This window comes from Brevibacillus sp. IT-7CA2, assembly GCF_949767855.1.
Taxonomy (GTDB): domain Bacteria; phylum Bacillota; class Bacilli; order Brevibacillales; family Brevibacillaceae; genus Brevibacillus.
Genome location: NZ_CATKQT010000055.1, coordinates 168,442 through 187,590, shown reverse-complemented (window position 1 = coordinate 187,590; position 19,149 = coordinate 168,442). Strand labels below are relative to the sequence as shown.

Here is a 19,149-nt window from a genome sequence, read left to right as displayed (position 1 = left end):
TGGAATCAAGTGATGAACTCTCTTACTTTCATGAATAGTCGATTTGCATACATGCCGCTTGATGGGCATGGGTCTGCTCACGATATAAAAAAAATAAGATATGAACCGAACCTTTTTCCACTAAAGAGGCAATATAGTGTGTAAGCTGCTTATTCAGAGAACAAATAGAACAATCCGATTCACATTATTTACAACAAAAAAGGAGCGAAGTAATTATGAAAAAACGATTAATTGGTGGAATCGTTGCTACTGCGATTTTGATTCCAGCTGCAGCATTTGCGGCTTCTGCCGTGATTGACATGCCTACTAGAACACCGATGACTACTGAACAAGTCAAGGTGGATGAGGTTGGCAAATCAACGCTTGAGAAGCTGTATCTCGCATATCCTGAAACAAAATCGTTTGAGATTATCGATGCAAGCAACGTTCAAGGTGATGTATCCAAAGGGAAAAATGTAACCAACGTGAAACAAACAAGCATCGTACTACAGGAAAAAGGAGGAACCGGCAAAAAGATTACCCTCCATACAAACGGTAGTACGGATGAGATTGAACACGTGATTCAAGAGAATTGGGAGCCTAAGGAGAAGTCACTCATTACTTTAACCGATCAGGAAATCAAGGCGAAGGTAAATGATCTTATTGATAAAATGTATGGCAACGTCGAAACGTACGAGGTTGCTATAGAGCAAATGGAGAATCCAAACCAAAAAACATGGATGTTGAATTACACCAATGAGATGTTCCAAGAACCGGTCTACCAGGTTTTTGTTCAGGACAATACCATTAGTCTTACTAAGATCGTAGGTATTCCTACAGCTCCTGATACACCTTCAAACATGAAAGTAGAAGGCCTATTCTCTTTCAATGGTAAGCCTGATTATACTGCTGATAACTTTTTAAACGATGAAAAACTGTTTGCTTTACTAAAAATCAGCCCGACAGAATTAAAACAAGAATTAGCAAAAGGTAAAACTGTTGTGGAGATTGCAGCATCTAAAAATGTCACGAAACAACAAGTGATTGATGTGATTGCAGAAACACAGGCTAGAGGACAACTTCAAGGTGATGGAGTACCGATCACCGAGCAATCACTGAAAGAAATGATGAAAGCAATTGAACCAAAATTATTGCCAGTCATTGAACACAAAACGGAAACGGAATGGTAGAAAAACATAGTCAACTGGGGTACACAAGTAAAAGAGAAGAGGCGGGAGAACCGTCTCTTCTCTTTTATGGACTAATTTTTCAGAATTCAGGCCACAATAAGCCAGATATTCCGGCTTATTGGACTCGAAGGGTAACATACTTTACTGGACTTTCTTTTGAATCAAACGTAAATCTTAGTAGGTTTCCATTGTTCTCATATTCCAATATAAACGTATGATCACCTGAGTCATCCATAAACTCTCTAGAGGGTTCTCCTAAGGTTTTTTTGATTTCCTCAGGTTTTCCAGTCATTCCCACAGTCTTTGGTTCGGCGTTCATTAGGACGACTTTACTCGTATCCTTTACTTCATCAATTGAATTAGCATAGTCTTCGAATTGTAAATCAAAACCCTCATAATATACTGTGAATCCATACTCAGAATTTCCGCTCTTGACGGGGGTTCCGATTTTATCCAGAACCTCTTTCTTTGTTGCCCCAATGCCTATTAAGACACCTTCTAATTGCCCATTTTTTACTTTCTCCAAAGTGTCCGATTGAGCAGAATTAACAGGAATATCTTCAGTTTTTTCAGATATATTGGAGCAGCCAAATAAAGTTATTGAGCTAAGAACTACAACAAGCAAAGCATTACGACATATTTTAGGCAGATCAACCACACTCCTCATAAAACTTACATTTGTCAGTGGTAGGATCAACGATTGATTACGATTAGAAATGCAATAGGAACAACTATTAAGATTAAGAGGGTCGAAATTAAATCATTTTTTATGGGCTTTTTCTATTTAGCACTTTCATACGTCTTCATTCCATAAAAAAACGCTGGAGAAAGGCCAAGTAGGATGGCGAAATTCGTATGCACAGACATTATTAAAACTACTGAAACTAGAATACCTGTAAAAAGAACTAAATATTTATACACCATATCACCCCATTTTAATCGTTTGATAGAAACGTGCATAAAATTAAGGTGCGAAAACAATTTATTCAACGCTACTTTAAATTATGGGAAGCTATCAACTGGTTCCTAGCCATTGTTGCTTTTATTATTGAGCCACATACTTTAAGTAAATAGTTTCGGTGTGATCTATACCTTCCTCATCAGTCCAAGCAATTTTGAAAACAGGATAGTCACCAAAAAACGATTTTACTTCTTTGTCCGTTACTCCATTCTTAAAATCATTTTTAGTGCTATCCGTGTTAGGTACATCTTGAAAGATGATGATATAACCCTCTTTAAGATTAGGGGTTTGAACACTACCTGTTTGTTGACTTGTTTGGGTTAATTCAGAAATAAATTGAAGCTTCTTAACATCACCATTTCCTAAATACTTAATTTTACCTACAAAGCGTGCACCATTTTCTTTATCGTGGAAAATTTCAGTAACTCCATTCCAATTGTCAGTAGCTCCTTCGTACTTGTAGGACCATTCCTTTTCGGAACAAGCACCGAGTAAAAGAAGTGGGAGAATCAGAAATACTAGTATCGTTTTTTTCAAATGTAAACCTCCTATCTCAAATCAAAATATTAATCCCTCATCTCATCTTCCTGTATTTCAGGATCCAATTCTTTAAACTCCTCTGAGTGAAAATATTCCTCGTTACGTACATGGCTTTTCCAAAAGGATAGCCCCCATTCAGGGAAAGTGTAGGAGAAGCCAAGAGATGCATCGTTATCTCGAATATATGGTGAAATCTTATCAAGCTCCTCTACAAGCTTACTAGCTTTTGTATTAAATACATCAATTTCTTTAAAGAGACATATATAATATTCTTTTACTGTATCTGTGATGTGTAAATGAGTAACCCTCCTATCAAGGTTCGCATTCTGCGGAAAACATTGGGACGTTCTTCATAAAAACAGACGCGCTTTCTCGCGTCTGTGGCTATTCTTCGTAAGGTGGAATCCAGAATTCCTTCCCCTTATGCTCGATGAGCTTATCCAGCCATTCTGTAAATGTCAGGTCAATGTCGATGGGATTATCAGGGTCCATCGATTCGATCCATGTGAGGTAGCCGTTTCCACTACCTAGTCGGTCTTGATCCACGCATATACAGCCTAAAGAGTGACTGCTCCATGCGATAGGATAGTAAGGGTGATCTATGCTGTATCCTTTCCAGTATTCAATAACATTGTGAGGGTCTAATATTGTGAACAGACTGCTGCCAAATTCAAAATCTCGAAATAATACGGCTCTGCTGTACTGACATAAGTAGGTCACATAATCCTCTGGTAGCTCAAACGACTTTAGCTTCTTTATCTCAGCGTCAGAGTCAGTAGACATTTGAAAAACAAACTCAAACTCCCCACCGATAATATGCAAATCCCCGTTCAATTGTTCTCTTCTTCCCTTGATCTTGTTTAAAATGCGGTCAAAAGAATTACTCACGCAGTATTCACACCCTTTCTAATGAAAATACGGACTACCGCCACACAGGAGGTAGTCCATTTTTCTCAATTCTTACGGTAACTATTCCACCAGTCAGTTACTTCCTTATGCAGCAGAATGTAATCGTTTTTTCTATCCTTTTTGAGAAGAGGGATCAGGTTGTCGAAATCATTTGATCCATAGTATTCTAGCGGAATCATATGATGGATCGCAACTTCGCTCCAGCTGAAATATTGAGGGGCGGTTTACAAGGTTAAAAAGTTCTAGACACAAAAATAGCCGGTTAGGCTGTAGTGTTAACCCGCTAACTAGAAGCAAATTCATTGCTTAAACCACCCGCTGACCTGATGCCCAAAGTGTGGGGAATCTGTTCACATTTTCGTGTGATCAAAGTATGGTGCATAAGGAGCTAAAATAAAAAGTACAAAATTGTAGTGACTACATACAATTGCCATACTTTTATTTTGAACTTGATACAAAACTTCTCCAATACGCCAGATAACCATTCACAACATTTTAGTAACAGCAAGAAAACTCCCATACCGACAACTAAGGCGAAATCTAGTGGGGTAAGTATATTCTCGATAAAGTTATACACTTTCGTGATTACAAGGAAAAGCACAAAGACGAGAAATGAATAGTATGTCACAAAAGATACCTCCACTATGTAATCTCAACGAAAACAGGGAGCACTTAAGCTCCCCTTTGAAGTTATCAGCTATCTTCTTTTTCTGTCCACTTCGTAATATTGGACATCTAAAGTTCTCCTATAAGTATCATCTTTATAGTGGACGATGGTGTCGTAATAGATATCCCATTTGCCGTCTGGAACTCGCCATTGCCACGCTCCAACGTAAGTATCTTTTATTGTTGAATCTGCCCAACCACTCAATCTAGAAAATACCCATGAAAATGGCGCCGTTTTCGGACTCTTAGACGCCAAAAAAGCAATAATAATATGTGCGGCTTCTCGTGCAGCTTGATTATTATAGCTATGATACATAGGCCCTATAACTATTTCTGACCCAGGACCTCCTGGATCGACTTTATCAGAACCAACTTTCTGTGCGCTATTCTTCGTATTTATATGAAGTGCTTTAAACATTGATGCTAATTGTTCATCACTTAAAGGAACGTTTCCTCTAAATGTTACTCCTTGATAATCATATACGTATTCATTTTCATATTCACTTGATGTACTTGCTGTAGGAGAATTTAAAGCAAAAGCACTTACTGGTAAAGCTGAAGCAGATAATAGTACTGTCGAAAGGACTGAAACTGTTATTTTCCGAGCTAACAATTAGATCACTCACCTTCACTTGGAATATTATACAGAAAATAATAATAAATGTAAATTTTGCATCTTTTTATCTTGTAAGTTTCTTCTCTTTTCATCTTAAGATCGCATCATCTTTGATTGAATTACCTGAATGTATTGATCCAACTGCTGACTTAATTCCACGACTTCATCATCCAAGAAATCATTCTTCTCTAAATACAACTGCACCAGTTGTCCGCGCAATTTTTCCACAATGTTTTTCAAATGATCAATATCGTGATAGGTTACTCCTTCTCGATCTAGAGGTAGCGTGATACATTTACTTATAGGAGCTGTAACTGCTCCTCCTGCGAGCGTTCCTTTAACCTGTCGAAGGGGGGGAACGCCCCTTTTAAATGCAATTGCTGCTATAAGACTCACCCTACTTCCTTTACCACCGGATTAATCGCTTGGTTTTAGTGGCACCAGTGGCTCCTCTTTTTAGAGATATTCTTAGATTTCTATTGCTTCATGGAATATCTTCATCTCACACCTCCTTCATTTTGAGATTTATTACATAATTAACCATAAGTTGATATGCGAGTTTTCACCAACTGCAAAAAATAGAATAAAAAAACATCCTGCCAAAGGATGTTTCATCAATCTACGATATATTCACAATGACCTAACAGTATACTAGCAACCTAATTTGTTTTGGTTACCTATTTGCTTATTCAAATTCCCTAACCATCCAAACAGTGCTATGTATGTAAGGGTTTCGTCGTGTCGATTCATCAAATCCGCTAGAGAAAGACAATATATCGTTTCTTCAATTCCTCTCTCCATCCTTCCCTTACCGAACTCATATAAAGCCATCTGATATCGAAACCGCAGATGTCGATCCAATCCAATTGCTTCTGTAAATTGATCGAAACTAGCAATTTGGGAGGCAAAACGCTCTAAAATCTCATCCACGCAAAAATGGTAGGTGTTAGCGGATTTCATAATAGCATTTAAACCAGCAAGAACTTCATTATTGGGAAGACTATCGAGATAGTCTGCATACTCTTCAATGATGCTAGTATTGCCAGACAACACCTCCAATGTGTAGGAGTTCGCCTTTGCCCATACTTTGAATCTTTCTACCTCTTTACGTCCGTCTTCATCAAGTAATTCAAACCATCCTAAATCAGCGTAAACTTGCACATACTTCTTCGCCTCTTCATACAGTCCTTGCATTTCCAGTGTTGCGCCTTTATATAAATGTCCCATTCCATAATAATAGACAAGATGGCGCTCTGTTTTCAGGGGTTCCCCTTTTTTGTTTCTTTTCAACCTCTCCAATTCATGTATGGAAACAGTTTCTGCCAGAAGGCGTAACTCGTCACCATACTCCCCAGATTTGTTCCACTTTTGCAAAGCATAACAAACCCGTGCTAATTGGAATAAAGCATCGAGTTGGTAGTTTTCAGGAAGCCGATTGCGATATGGAGAAAACCGAATCACACTCTCCCAATTTTCTTCTGAATTTGTCCCAAGTACAGCACGAAATAACCGATACTGACTCATCACGAAGTGGTCAGAATAGCTATCTTTTTCATTCTGAATCACATATTCATAAAAGGGCACCGACTCTTTCAGTTGCCCTTTCTCATATAGCTGTTCTGCAAGGGCAAACAGAATCGAGATGTTTTTCGGATTCTCCATCATTTGGGGGACAGTAGCTTCTATGCAATCCTTTCGCCCAACCTCCACGCATCGAATCAAGTATGGTATTAATCGGGGGCGCGATATTCTCCCCTCTGATATACATTCTTCCGAGTATAATTCATACAACCAACCCGAATCGTGACCAAACACCTTGGCTAGCGCGTCTAACTGACCAATGGTGATTGCACGCGGCGGATTTCCATTTAGAATCTCACTCAAACTCCCGGGGTTAATGCCAGTTAATTCACCCAGCTTGCTTAATGTATAACCGTGCTTTCTCCGGCATTTTTCAATTTCTGACCGTAGCGACAGATGCATTGTCCCTTGCAGCCCCCTATAAAGGATCTTCCTCTCTATTATTTCCTAATTTTACTATTTTGTTTTTTAAAAAATGCGCTACAAGACCTTCCTATCAATTCGTCATCCAGTTCGGAACTTTAACTCAGATTTGTCTAGAGTCGGCAAATACCTAGATAATAGGTTAATGGAAGGGTTTTTTGGAGGCCTTGAGGTGTTAGAAGAACTGACCTGATCCTTACTATTCCGTTTTCAATCTGGTTTGTGCAATGACAATATATTTATCCAATTGTTGGCTTACAGCCAAAACCTTATCATGTGAGAGACCATACTTTCCTGCCAATTCCATCATTTCCCACCTTAGCTGTTCGATTCTATTATCCAACTCCAAGTGGCAACCGATTTCCTTTACCATGCCCCGGATCGTACACTTACTTTTAGGGGCTGATGCTGCGCCTCTTTTGGGGGAGTTTCCAGGGTGAAAAGAAACATCCCTATCTAAAATATTTGCGATAGCAGTAATATCCAACGCCCCCTCTCTTTTACAATTTATTACATATAATTACTATACAGGGATGTGCAGAAATTCACCGACTAAGAAAAATTGAATAGAAAAAAACATCCCTCCGATGGGATGTTTTTTGGGGTACTATCTATTTAACCACCTATTCCATGACCATAATTAGCGACTACTACACCGTTTCCTATCTTTGCTGGTTCACTTACAACATTGACACCCAAACCCAAAACGAGAGCAAGTGAGAGTAAAATCCCCTTCATCACTATACAGCTCCTTTCGTAAGGATAGTTTGATACTTGCCTTTCTGTTGATCAGACGCATATTGCAGATGCATCCAAAACAACGCTGTACATTTTTTGAAGTTATCGTAATCTTTCATGGTATCAGACAAGCTAAGGCATCGAAGCGTTTCATTAAGCCCCTCTGCATACTTCCCTCTATTAAACAAGTAATTCGCCATTTCATTCCGAAACTGAATATGTTCACTCATGCCGATAGCGTCCAGACGATCCTCAAAACGATCAATTTTTTCTGCAAACTGTTCAAATACCGAATCGATCGAAAAACCGTATTGATTGGCTGCACTCACAATCGTTACTAAACCTGAAAGGACCTCATTCGGATGATCAGAAAGGAAATGAATATAATCAGGGATGGCATCACTATTTCCCATTAAGATGTTCAGCGTGTACAAATTAGCTGTCGCCCATGATCGAAATTTCTGCACTTCGATTTGACCAATTTCGTCCAGGAGTTCAAACCAGCTTAAATCAGCGTATCCATCAACATATCGCTTCGCTTCTTCGTACATCTCCTGTTTTTCTAATGCTATACTTTTAATGAGAAATGCTTGTCCATAGTACACAACCAAATGACGTTCAGATGAAAGCATTTCACTGGCCTTGTTGCTTCTTCGTCTACGCAACTCATCCTCATAGATAATAGTAGCCAATTCCCTTAATTCATCGGCATATTTATCCATTTCTCTCCATTTGTGGATAGTATAACAAACATTCGCTAATTGTAGTAGTGCATCTAACTGGTTATTTTCCGGTAGGCGCCTTCTATACGGATCAAATCGAATGACAGCCTTCCAATTTTCTTCAGAATTCGTACCTTGCACTACTACTCGAAAAAGTCTGTACTGACTCATCACAAATTGGTTAGAGTAACTATCTTTTTCGTTTTCAATCACGTATTCATAGAAAGGTACTGACTGTTTCTGTTTTCCTTCCTCATATAGCTGCTCTGCTACGGCAAAGAGGGTCGAGATATTCTTTGGATTCTCCAACAATTTAGGAACAACCTCTTCTATGCAATCCTGCCGCCCAAACTCTGCACATCGAATCAAATAAGGTATCAACCGAGGGCGCGATATTCTCCCCTCTGATATACATTCTTCCGTATACAATTCGTACAACCAACCTGGCTCGCGACCAAACACCGCAGCGAGCGCGTCTAATTGACCAATGGTCATAGCCCGCGGTGGATTTCCGTTCAGAATCTCGCTTAAACTCCCATGGTTGATGCCCGTTAATTCACCCAATTTACTCAAGGTATAGCCGCACTCTCTACGGTGTCTTTCAATTTCTGACCGCAGCGACCAGTGCATTGTCCCTTGCAGCCCCCCCATAAAGAATCAACCCCTAATTTTTTCCTTAATTTTACAATAAAATATATTTTTTTGAAAGATTTTTCTTTACAATTTTTAACATTTCGGCAATCTAGTTCGTCACTCTTCGCACAATTCCTCCAATGTCTTACAGGTGTTTACACTTCGTGACAATTACACCTAGGGCTATCCGTCCCCTCTTAATCGATTGAGCGGACTAGGATTTGCGAACAGGTAAATATGCTTTTGGAATTTTACAGACGACACTGTAAGCGGGATTGAACACGTTGGCCACCTCATATTCGACGACTTGGCCGAGCAGCAGGCTTGCTTCATTTACCGAGAGCCCATAGTCTTCGACTAGCAAGGAGAGCATTTCAGTCGTTGCGTGCTGAAGCGCTTGTTCGAGCGGTCTGGCGTTGCCGATGCAAGACAAGTGAGTATCGGACTCCACCCTAGGCCATTTTATCGTCTTGCCCTTATGCACACGGACGGAAAAACGGACGTCTAACGATATTTCTATACCCGTGCCGACAATTTCGCCGCATCCCTGTGCCGCATGTCCATCGCCAAGATGAAAAAGCGCGCCTTCCGCAAACACTGGAAAGTAGACAGAGACACCGGCAACTAACGCTTTGTAGTCCATATTACCGCCGTAATTGCCGCTTGTCGCCGTTGATATGGCCTGATCTCGGGAAGGGGCTACGCCGAAACAGCCGAGAAACGGACGAATCGGCAGGTTCAGGTATTCTAAACCGGGTGTCGGCTTCTCTAACCGCGTTATACCCTGCGCAGCATCCACCTGCCAACGGACGATTTCCAGAGTGGGCAATGTTGTAGCTGTCAGCGGATCGACTACGTTAGGCGCAAGCACATTGGCTGTCCATCCCCAGTCCCGGTTTGGCGTCATCGATTCCAGCTTAACCTCCAAAACATCACCGGGTTGTGCGCCTTCCACGTAGAAGGGACCCGTCATCGGATTTCCTCTGGGGGCAACACTTTCTCCCATGTGATCCCATCCTCTTGCATCGATGGTAGAGGTGATAACCGTGTCGCCGTCGTTTATAACCAGCGCCGGTTCATAAGAGCCAATATTGTTGTAATACCGTTGCGGTTGAAACGTATGTATGGCCATTTCATTCACTGCCTTTCCTGGAATGTTTACAGTTAAATATCCGAATATTTAATCTACAACAATTCTCAGTATGGAGGATAGTGTATTGTAAAAAAAGCTCCGCCAAAACATCTGGCGAAGCTTTCATTTTAAACTCGTGCTTATGGCATAGCTACTTTCATAACCGCACGAACGGAATCTGCGGATTTATCCAATGCTGCCTTCTCAGCAGCAGTCAGATCCAGCTCGATGACTTGCTCGATACCGTTTCCACCCAAGAGAGTTGGTACGCCCAGGTAGATATCGTTGTAGCCATACTCGCCTTGGAGTAAAGCGATGGATGGCAGGATGCGCTTCTGGTCTTTCAAGATCGCTTCTGCCATTTCTACCAGAGCTGCCGCAGGCGCATAGTAAGCGGAACCGTTACCCAAGAGAGCTACGATTTCGCCGCCGCCTTTGCGTGTACGCTCTACGATAGCATCCAGACGATCTTGTGGGATCAATTTTTCGAGTGGGATACCGCCAGCGTAGGAGTAACGCAAGAGTGGTACCATGTCGTCACCGTGACCGCCCAATACGAAGCCTGTTACGTCATTTACGGATACATTCAGTTCCATCGCTACGAACGTACGGAAGCGAGCTGTATCGAGTACGCCGGATTGACCGATTACGCGGTGTTTCGGGAAGCCGGACGTTTTGTAGAATGTATAGGTCATCGCATCTACCGGGTTGGACAGGATGAGTACGATGGAGTTTGGTGCATATGTTTTCACTTGCTCAGCAACCGAGCGCATGATGGCTGCATTCGTTGCTACCAAGTCGTCACGGGACATACCTGGCTTGCGAGCAATCCCTGCTGTAATGATTACGATATCGGAGCCTTCGATGTCTTTGTAGTCAGAAGTACCTGTAATGCTAGCATCGAAGCCGAGAACTGGGGAAGCTTCCATCATGTCGAGTGCTTTCCCCTTCGTTGGGTTTTCCAATTGAGGGATATCGACCAAAACGATGTCAGCCAGCTCTTTTTGCGCCATGATGAACGCAGTTGTCGCTCCTGTAAAACCACTACCGATGACCGCTACTTTTTTTCTGCGAAATGTCATGCTGAATCCTCCTCGTCATGTTACAAGACTAGTTTCACACCACTTGCTTTTTGCTCCAGCATTTTGGAGAGGATTGTCCCGATGTGGGCACCCGCCTCAACCGGAGAAGTACCTTGACGATGAATATTCGAGATCACTGTACGCTCTGATTCTACCATACCTTTGCGTGGACGGTAGCACATGTATGCACTCATGGAATGCGCCGTAACCAATCCTGGACGTTCTCCGATCAAGAGCACCAATACTTCTGGCTCCAAGATCTCGCCGACGTGATCCATGCTGGCTACGCGTCCGCCCTTGATAAAAAACGGAGTGCCGCAGGTCAGTCCGTAGCTTTTCAGAGAGTCCATCAGGGATGGAAGTACGTCTTTCAGGTTCGCATCCACCGCAGCAGCACTCAAGCCGTCTGAAACGACGATTTGTACCTGTGGTTTCTTTTGACCGCGCTCTTGCAGCAAGCGCACGCCTTCCTCGGTGAGGATACGCCCCATATCCGGACGCTTCAAATAGTTTTCGGTGTTGTCATACTGTGTTTCCACTGTGAACAAGGAGTACTGATCGAGTACGGCTTGGCTGACTTCACCGTATACAGCATCGACAGCCGCAGCATGGTCGCGACGCAATTCGAGCATCGTTTTGGTCAAAGGTCTCACACCTGTACGCCAAACTCCGATGCGCGCTGGCGTGCTGGACAGCAGTTCATCCAAGCCTTCCTTGTACTTCGGATTCGGTACATGTGTGGTTCTCTCTGGTTCTGTTGATGGAGCAGGCTGCTCGTTCACTACAGTAGCTGGAGCCGTCGTTGCACTCGCTACTGGCTCCGACCTCAGTTGAATCAAGCCTGTCTCTGCTTTCGGTGACGGAGCTTGTTCTGTGGCCTCACCCAGCTTCTTTTGCAGCTCTGCTACTACTTTATCTACCAAGAAATCTAATTGTTGTTCCATCCTTCTTTCACCTCCTGATCTTACATGAAGATTGTCGGATCGCCTGCTTTTGCAGTCAGCCTACCGTTTTCCATGATGCCCATTTTCTCCAGCCATTTTTCAAAATCAGGAGCAGGTCGCAGTCCCATTACTTCACGGAATGCCGCAATATCATGGAAGCTCGTCGATTGATAGTTGAGCATGACATCGTCAGCCATCGCTACGCCGATGACAAAGTTAACGCCTGCCGACGAGAGCAAAATGCCGAGATTGTCCATGTCGTTTTGATCGACCTTCATGTGGTTCGTGTAGCATACGTCACAGCCCATCGGCAAACCGTGCATTTTGCCCATGTAATGGTCTTCCAGTCCAGCACGGATAACTTGACGGCTGTCGTACAAATACTCAGGTCCAATGAAACCAACTACCGTGTTCACGATAAACGGATTGTACTTGCGAGCAAGTCCGTAGCAGCGCGCTTCCATTGTTACCTGGTCCATGCCGTGATGCGCCTCGGCAGACAGCTCAGAGCCTTGGCCTGTCTCGAAATACCAGAAGTTCGGCCCGTAGGAAGTGCCTTGTTTGCGCATCAGCTCATCTGCTTCATCCAACAGTGCTACATCAATACCAAATGCATTGTTTCCTTTTTCACTACCCGCCAAACTTTGGAAAATCAAGTCTGCTGGTGCCCCATTACGGATGGCACGCATTTGCGTGGATACGTGTGCCAATACGCAATTTTGCGTCGGGATATCAAACTTGGTCATCACGTCTTTGGTCATGTTCAAAATATCCTTGACGCTGTCCGCTGTATCGATAACCGGGTTGATCCCGATTACCGCATCGCCGATTCCGTAGCTCAATCCTTCGTACAGGGATGCTTTGATGCCTTGTACGTTATCGGATGGATGGTTCGGCTGTACACGAGAAGCCAATACGCCCTTATGACCGATTGCCGTGTTGGCATGCGTCACAACTTTAATCTTGGACGCAGCCGTGATCAAGTCCAGGTTGCTCATGAGCTTGGCAGTCGCTGCAATCATCTCACTGGACAAGCCGCGGCTGATTCGCTTGAGTTCATTATCGCCAGCTTGATGGCTCAAAATGTACTCGCGCAGCTCAGCTACACTCCAGTTTTTGATTTCGCTGTAAATCTTTTCGTTGATGCCTTCTTCGATCACACGCGATACTTCGTCTTCTTCTGCCGGAACCATCGGATTGTTGCGGATATCCGCCAATGTCAGATCAGCCAAAACTTGCTTGGCAGCTACACGTTCCCGGGAATCAGCAGCGGCGATACCAGCCAGCTGGTCGCCTGATTTATCTTCATTAGCCTTCGCGAAAATCTCTTTCAAATCGCGAAATTGATAGGTCTGTCCAAGCACAGTCGTTTTCGTGTTCATCACGTCCACCCCTTCTTACGTTACGGCCTTTCATCAAACGCGAGTGTTTTGACGACGACGGGAATGATCGTTCCCGAGATCGGCTCACCCAGATCGATGTAATCGCCGTATTCCACACGCACCTGATCGATGCAAATGATTTCCGGTGCCCCTTTGCAACGCAGCGCCAAGGCCTGCCCGAGCGCTTTCGCCATATCTGTTTCACAGATCACGACCATGGTTTGACTCTCGGGGAAAGTGGCCCGGTATTGCTCCGACAGCTCCTGGGACAGCGTCTGCAGCAGAGCGTACGAGCAGTACCCGATGCCGGAGATCGCGAGTGCGAAAGGAATCCCTGTCGTTTTTTCAAACAGACGCTCACCCAGTTGGTAGATCGAAGCCACTTCCTGTCGCAGTCGTGCGGCATCTGCCAATTGTTCCTCGGTAAGCTCCAGCTTGAGAATCGGAATATTTTTGATCGGCAACAGCTCCGGCTTGATATGCACGGTTGAACCACTAATCTCCGTGCTCTGCATCCCCGCGCCAATTACCGTTGCCCGTACCGTTTGATCCGGGTCTAGCCACTGTACCGGATACGTTCCTTTTTCGCGCTCCTGCTGGAGTACATATCCGAGTAACGGGCCAAAATCGCCATATCGGCTCGCATCCGAAATATTTCTGACGGGAGGTCCACTCATGAGCAGACCCACACCACCTGAGACAGTCAATTCAGCAACAGGGATGGAATCGCGCAAATGCGGTCCCACTACGAGCAAACCTGATACTTGGCGCTCTTTGCCCGTCAAATAATCGAGCATGCTGCGTCCCAGCTGTTCGGCAACCTCAGTGAGCTGCGCGAATCCGATTTCCTGCCCGACTTGAATATACAGTCCTTTTGCCGACAGCCATTGTTGAATGTTCGGCGACACGTATTGAACGACACCCTGCGGACTGAGACGGATCAGTCTTCCTCCGACATGGAACGTAACCGTCGCAATCGCTCTGCCACGTTGGAAGTAGGCTGCATTCGCTGTTCCTCCGCCAATATCGACATTGACGATCACACCTTGTATGGCTTGCGAGCGTTTTTCTGCGCCAGCGCCCTTGCCCGCCAGCACGCCTTCGAGGTCAGCACCTGCTGTCGCAACCACGAAATCCCCGGAGCGTTCAGCCAGCAGATGAACGATATGCTGTGCGTTCTTTTTACTGGCTGTTTCTCCGGTAATGATGACCGCCCCGGACTTGATTTGAGACAAGCTGATTTGTGCCTTGTCGTACTCGGCTGCAAGAATCGATCCGATTCCGTCAGCGTCGATTTCATCAAATCCGATGAGCGGTGTGGAATGTACTTCACTCGCATACAGCAATTGTCGCTCCACGATCTGATAACGCGGCAGCGAAAACGTGCTCGACATGCGACCTAATCGCAATCGGCTTACGATCATTTTGGTCGTGCTTGTTCCCACATCGATCCCGACGCTTTGGATCCATTGTTCGTCCATATGAACCTCCTTGAACCATTGGCGTGTCAGACGGGCCTTACGAAAAAACGCTTGAACAGCCGGATCCTCGCTTCCGGTCTGATTCAAGCGCCTTTGCTCTCTTCGTATCTACTTGTCACTGCTTTTTATGGTAACGTCAGTACTAGCCTTGCATAAAAATGGCCTGCTCGCCCGACAAAATTTCCTCTGCCAGCTTCACAAGCGGCATGCGCCGTTGCATGCTTACTTGCTGCATCCATTTGTAAGCCGCATCCTCTTCCAAGGATAGGGTACTCATTAGCTTTCCTTTTGCCTTTTCCACTGCCTTGCGATCCTCGATCTTTTGTTTCAGATCATTTATATCCTTCTTCAGCGAAACGACTTTTTCCTTTTGACTGAGTGCGATTTCTACTGCGGGAATCAAGTCATCCTCCGACACCGGCTTCACCAAGTAAGCCGTCACACCCGCTTTTCTGGCATCCTGGACGAGTTCCTTTTGGCTGTAAGCCGTCAAAAGAAGAATGGAACTGTCTGAAAAGGAACGAATGATACTGCTTGCCTTGATTCCATTCAAGACAGGCATTTTCACATCCATGATAATCAGATCGGGCTTGTGACGATGGGCCAGTGAGACTGCCTCTTCTCCGTTTTTCGCCTCGGCAACCACTAAATACCCTTCATTTTCGAGCATCTCGCGCAAATCCATGCGAATAATCGGCTCGTCATCAACCACCATAATCTTCGGCTGTGTCATCTTCATCCTCCTTTTGGATCGGATAGAGTATGGTAACCTCTGTTCCGTTCCCAGTGTTGCGGAAATGCATCGTGCCTTCGAGGTCTTCCCTGACCAGCGTATCGACAATCTTCAGGCCGAGATGGCCCTTTTTGTGGATTTGCTCCATGTCCTCGATGCCTACTCCGTCATCTGTCACAGACAGACTAACGAAGTCTTCCTTGGCGACGAGTGCAATAGAGATTTTCCCTTCTTGCTGCTCATGAAAACCATGAATCATGCAATTTTGAATCAGCTCGGTGACGATTAAGGCAAACGATGTTGCTTTATTGGACGGCAGATACACTGACTCGCCCGTCACCACAACGTGTATAGCTTGCTCAGAACGTCTCATCGAAGAGACGATTATTTTCGATATTTTGGTTAAAATTTCTTTGAAGTCAATCTGCTCCAGACCATCCTGTGCCAAGTATTCGTGAATAATGGCGATGCTGTTGATGCGATTGATGCTTTCCCGGTATACCTTTTCAATCTCGTTGGACTGCGAACGCCGCATTTGCAGACGCAGCAGGCTAGAGATGGTTTGCAAATTGTTTTTGACCCGGTGGTGAATCTCTTTGATCACCGCGGATTTGATCATTAATTGCTTTTCTTTTTCCCGAATGTCCGATATATCTCGCAGGAGAATGAATCCCCCAATGATGTCTTGTTTGCGGACGGACGAAACCGCTTTCATCATGATAAAATGTTTGCCTTTTGACAGCTCCTCCTGAATATAACCCCCGTTGCGTACAAAATTCTCCGGGGAAACTCTCCAGGAAAAAATACGTTCAATGCTCTCTCCCTTTTCCGGCCGTTCAAAGCCAATCAAGGAGAGCAGCTTGTGGGCACGGCCATTGGCGTACGTGATAACCCCACTCTGATCAAACAAAATCATGCCCTCGTGCAAAAGCGACGAAATGGGCAGATCAGGCACAGCGAACTGGATGAGCGTCTCGCTTAAATGCTCCGTTGTTTCCTTGAGCATTTCGACGTTCTTTTCCTGTTCCACCTGTTTGGATATATCTTGTTCAGTTATCAAGGTCCCGATTGTTTTTCCAGCTGCATTCGTGATGGGTACGACACTTTGTCGCATCACGACCTGCTCCTGTGAAACCCCACGTGAACCGATGACGGGCTTGCCTGTAGTCAGACAATACATAACAGCCGGCTCATTAATCGCCGTCGCCAAATGCCCTACGACCGATCCACTGTACATAGAGCGTGCCGTACTCGGTGCAGCTTGTGCGACTACCATCGCAGCGCTCCGATCTACCGTCGGACAATCGATAAACATGTCCGCTTGAGACAGATCAGCAAAAATCTGGAGCTTGGAAGCCAGATCCTCCACAATCCGAATGTCGTCATCACTCAACGTCGTGGACGCTTTGCACACTTCTCGTATTGATTGCATGTGAACCTCTTTTCACCTGCTAGGAGTTGATATGACCTCATTTTCTCACAGACACGCTACGGCGGAAAGGGGTGTAATACTGGTTAATCTCGCTTACTCGTTTACAATTTCTTGCAAATAAGCTCGCAATTCTGATACTCCCTCACTCGTGAGCGAGGAGGTCCGGAAAATTCTCGCATTGCCGAGTGATTGACGCAGGAATTGTTCTGCTCTCTCCACATTTGCGTCAGGATGATCCATTTTGGTAATGACCCCGATGCACGATTGCGGAAACCCTTGTGAAAAGCCAGGAGGGAAATAATTGCGTTCCCGCGTAGCATCCTGCACCATCACAATGACCTTCGCCTCAAGAGAGGTAGCCATAAGCGTGCGGTAAAACATCGGGTTTTCGCTGTACTCACCCGGAGTGTCAATCGCCCAGTCCCGATATTCGAGCGCTTGTGTCTTCCGGGCAGGCTGTTCGTCATTGAACAGCGCCCGCACCAGAGAAGACTTTCCTGCTTCGATTGCACCGATAATCATTACACGGCCGGTCATGATTTCGTCACCAGCGCCGGTGTAAACCGCAGTTTTTCGCTCAGCACCTGATTGACCGCTTCGACTGCCATCTCAACAGCGGATACATCTCCTACGACAATCAGTGAACCTGTAAAACGATCGAGAAACCCAAGCTCGACGCCAGCAGCCTTTGTCGCAATATCCGCGGCAATAATGGCTGTTTCGGTAGGCGTCAAAGTCAAAATGCCGATCGCACCGGCCTCATTGATACCTAGCTTGGTATAGAGCATTGGGTCAGGGTTTGCGATTACATGAGCCAACGTGACCTGTTTCCCTGGTACGAATTCCTGGATGACTCGTGAACGTTCCTGTTCCATTCCTATTCCTCTCTTCCTGCGGCACCCGGCACCTCAAACGAATCCACAATGCCTACGATGATCGCATCGATCGGCACACTGGTGCCGGAGAAAAGGATTCGGGCAGGCGTCCCACGAGAGACGATAACCTGCTCCCCGATTCCCGCACCGATCCTGTCTGCTGCGATAACGGTTTGACCGCCTTCTTCGCCACGCCAATCAATCGGCTGAACCACCATGAGCTTGAGATTTTCCATACCTGCTTCTTTTTGCGTGGCCCAGACGCTGCCGATCACTTTTCCCAAAAACATGCGATCACCCTTTTCCTAAATAGCTGACCGTAATGCCCCGTTCTCTCATGCTGTCATAAGCAAGCGGAGAAACAATTGCACCTTTTTTCACGATCAAAGTCGTATCGCGAAGCTCAGGCTGAGATCTGATCCAATCCGCTGTCAACAGCTTCCCGGAAAAGACGGCTTCTTGCTCATCCAAAGGTGTCAATGTTGGTTGTTCTGTCTTGGTAGTAGTCTCCACTTTTTGTAACTGAGACTTCAGCTTAGAAACTACGCGATCAGCCAGACGGCGTTGCTCTGCAAACTCCACACCCAGTTCTTTCATGCCCTCAACGTGACGGTTGAACAGCTTTTCATAAGCAGGTGTCAGTGTCAATGTTTGCAGGGTACGACGGTCTGCACGCTTGATCCCTGGTACATCGGAACCAGCGATGACGAATTTACCTGTCACCAATGCGGAAAAGACGATCTCCGCTTTGATTGTTCCTTTTAGACCGGAAGCAATTCTCGCTGCATTATCCAAATCGATTTCAGGAATCACGATACCGACATAATCTTTCGGCACTTCCAATGGGGCAGGAGCGTACTCATCTGCTGTAAGAATTTTGCCTGCTCCCCCACATTCGATCTTGTGCATTCCCAACCAAGAAGAGGTTTCTCCGTCCAGGAAGAGAATGTCATGGCAGATCCCGTGGTTTTTCAGTTGGATAAAATGATCCTGAAACGCCTCATGAGCCTGGCTGTCGCAAAAAACGTACAGGACACGAGGCGCTGTGCTCGCTGTGCTTTGCTTTTCTGTATTCATCGATTGCAAAATTTCTTTTGTAATCGACGCCACCATTTCTCTGATGTCCATCA

At 45.0% G+C, this 19,149-nt stretch carries 20 protein-coding genes; 1 reads left to right on the top strand and 19 read right to left on the bottom strand.

What is annotated here, in order from left to right; all coding sequences use genetic code 11:
* Positions 1-215: 215 nt before the first annotated feature.
* Complete coding sequence (locus ACM6JA_RS30840) at positions 216-1,169, top strand: hypothetical protein (RefSeq protein ID WP_414855470.1); 954 nt, start codon at positions 216-218, stop codon at positions 1,167-1,169.
* Positions 1,170-1,284: 115 nt separating this feature from the next.
* On the opposite strand, the gene ACM6JA_RS30835 is transcribed toward ACM6JA_RS30840, so the two are convergent.
* The 19 genes from ACM6JA_RS30835 to ACM6JA_RS30745 all read right to left on the bottom strand — a co-directional run bounded on the left by ACM6JA_RS30835 (position 1,285) and on the right by ACM6JA_RS30745 (position 19,147).
* Complete coding sequence (locus ACM6JA_RS30835) at positions 1,285-1,794, bottom strand: DUF4309 domain-containing protein (RefSeq protein WP_414855469.1); 510 nt, start codon at positions 1,792-1,794, stop codon at positions 1,285-1,287.
* A gap of 420 nt (positions 1,795-2,214) precedes the next feature.
* Positions 2,215-2,667, bottom strand: coding sequence for a hypothetical protein (locus ACM6JA_RS30830; RefSeq protein ID WP_414855468.1), 453 nt, complete (start codon positions 2,665-2,667; stop codon positions 2,215-2,217).
* Between the two features lie 387 nt (positions 2,668-3,054).
* Positions 3,055-3,558, bottom strand: a complete 504-nt coding sequence (locus tag ACM6JA_RS30825) for an SMI1/KNR4 family protein (protein WP_414855467.1) — start codon at positions 3,556-3,558, stop codon at positions 3,055-3,057.
* 718 nt (positions 3,559-4,276) lie between these two features.
* Positions 4,277-4,858 (bottom strand): hypothetical protein, encoded by a 582-nt coding sequence (locus ACM6JA_RS30820; protein WP_414855466.1) that lies wholly within the window; start codon positions 4,856-4,858, stop codon positions 4,277-4,279.
* A gap of 96 nt (positions 4,859-4,954) precedes the next feature.
* Entirely contained in the window at positions 4,955-5,257 is a 303-nt protein-coding gene (locus ACM6JA_RS30815; protein ID WP_414855465.1) for an aspartyl-phosphate phosphatase Spo0E family protein, read from the bottom strand.
* A gap of 255 nt (positions 5,258-5,512) precedes the next feature.
* Entirely contained in the window at positions 5,513-6,844 is a 1,332-nt protein-coding gene (locus tag ACM6JA_RS30810; protein WP_414855464.1) for a helix-turn-helix domain-containing protein, read from the bottom strand.
* A 220-nt stretch (positions 6,845-7,064) separates the two neighbouring features.
* Positions 7,065-7,352 carry an aspartyl-phosphate phosphatase Spo0E family protein gene (locus tag ACM6JA_RS30805; protein ID WP_414855463.1) on the bottom strand — a complete coding sequence of 96 codons (288 nt, stop codon included), beginning with the start codon at positions 7,350-7,352 and terminating at the stop codon, positions 7,065-7,067.
* 253 nt (positions 7,353-7,605) lie between these two features.
* Positions 7,606-8,976: a helix-turn-helix domain-containing protein gene (locus ACM6JA_RS30800; RefSeq protein ID WP_414855462.1), complete on the bottom strand. Its 1,371-nt coding sequence runs from the start codon at positions 8,974-8,976 to the stop codon at positions 7,606-7,608.
* Positions 8,977-9,172: 196 nt separating this feature from the next.
* The gene (locus ACM6JA_RS30795; protein WP_414855461.1) at positions 9,173-10,090 is read right to left on the bottom strand and encodes an acetamidase/formamidase family protein; all 918 of its coding nucleotides are present in this window, start codon (positions 10,088-10,090) and stop codon (positions 9,173-9,175) included.
* A 140-nt stretch (positions 10,091-10,230) separates the two neighbouring features.
* Positions 10,231-11,172 carry a malate dehydrogenase gene (gene mdh, locus ACM6JA_RS30790; RefSeq protein WP_015893779.1) on the bottom strand — a complete coding sequence of 314 codons (942 nt, stop codon included), beginning with the start codon at positions 11,170-11,172 and terminating at the stop codon, positions 10,231-10,233.
* Between the two features lie 20 nt (positions 11,173-11,192).
* Entirely contained in the window at positions 11,193-12,116 is a 924-nt protein-coding gene (gene eutC, locus ACM6JA_RS30785) for an ethanolamine ammonia-lyase subunit EutC (RefSeq protein WP_414855460.1), read from the bottom strand.
* A gap of 20 nt (positions 12,117-12,136) precedes the next feature.
* Positions 12,137-13,498 carry an ethanolamine ammonia-lyase subunit EutB gene (locus tag ACM6JA_RS30780; RefSeq protein WP_007720091.1) on the bottom strand — a complete coding sequence of 454 codons (1,362 nt, stop codon included), beginning with the start codon at positions 13,496-13,498 and terminating at the stop codon, positions 12,137-12,139.
* Positions 13,499-13,518: 20 nt separating this feature from the next.
* Complete coding sequence (locus ACM6JA_RS30775) at positions 13,519-14,979, bottom strand: ethanolamine ammonia-lyase reactivating factor EutA (RefSeq protein WP_414855459.1); 1,461 nt, start codon at positions 14,977-14,979, stop codon at positions 13,519-13,521.
* Positions 14,980-15,121: 142 nt separating this feature from the next.
* A complete protein-coding gene (locus tag ACM6JA_RS30770) occupies positions 15,122-15,712 on the bottom strand; it encodes an ANTAR domain-containing response regulator (protein WP_414855458.1) in 591 nt (196 codons plus the stop codon).
* Positions 15,684-17,144, bottom strand: coding sequence for a sensor histidine kinase (locus ACM6JA_RS30765; protein ID WP_173603967.1), 1,461 nt, complete (start codon positions 17,142-17,144; stop codon positions 15,684-15,686). The genes ACM6JA_RS30770 and ACM6JA_RS30765 overlap by 29 nt, the downstream gene beginning before the upstream one ends.
* A 93-nt stretch (positions 17,145-17,237) precedes the next feature.
* A complete protein-coding gene (locus ACM6JA_RS30760) occupies positions 17,238-17,681 on the bottom strand; it encodes a EutP/PduV family microcompartment system protein (RefSeq protein ID WP_173619836.1) in 444 nt (147 codons plus the stop codon).
* Positions 17,678-18,019, bottom strand: coding sequence for an ethanolamine utilization microcompartment protein EutS (gene eutS, locus ACM6JA_RS30755; RefSeq protein ID WP_007720097.1), 342 nt, complete (start codon positions 18,017-18,019; stop codon positions 17,678-17,680). The genes ACM6JA_RS30760 and eutS overlap by 4 nt, the downstream gene beginning before the upstream one ends.
* A 2-nt stretch (positions 18,020-18,021) precedes the next feature.
* On the bottom strand, positions 18,022-18,309 hold the full coding sequence (locus ACM6JA_RS30750; RefSeq protein ID WP_007720099.1) for a EutN/CcmL family microcompartment protein: 288 nt from the start codon (positions 18,307-18,309) through the stop codon (positions 18,022-18,024).
* 4 nt (positions 18,310-18,313) lie between these two features.
* On the bottom strand, positions 18,314-19,147 hold the full coding sequence (locus tag ACM6JA_RS30745) for a hypothetical protein (protein ID WP_414855457.1): 834 nt from the start codon (positions 19,145-19,147) through the stop codon (positions 18,314-18,316).
* Between the last annotated feature and the right edge of the window lie 2 nt (positions 19,148-19,149).